Source organism: Streptomyces sp. NPDC052036 (assembly GCF_040680495.1).
Classification (GTDB): domain Bacteria; phylum Actinomycetota; class Actinomycetes; order Streptomycetales; family Streptomycetaceae; genus Streptomyces.
In genome coordinates this window covers 72,666-72,899 of the sequence record NZ_JBFAWW010000003.1, presented here as the reverse complement: position 1 = coordinate 72,899, position 234 = coordinate 72,666, and positions in this window count along the sequence as shown.

Genomic DNA, 234 nt, shown 5'->3' with positions numbered 1-234 from the left:
AAGGAGGAGCAGCCGTGATCCGTAAGCCCGTTCGCCGGGGCGTCAGCTCCCGCAAGTCCGCGCTGTAGGCCTGACGGTCTCCGTCCCCCGCCCCTTCGGCCTCCGGGAAGGAGGAACAGCCATGATCCGCAAGCCGGTCCGCCGGGGCGTCAGCTCCCGCAAGTCCGCGCTGTAGGCCTGACGGTCTCCGTCCCCCGCCCCTTCGGCCTCCGGGAAGGAGGAACAGCCATGATC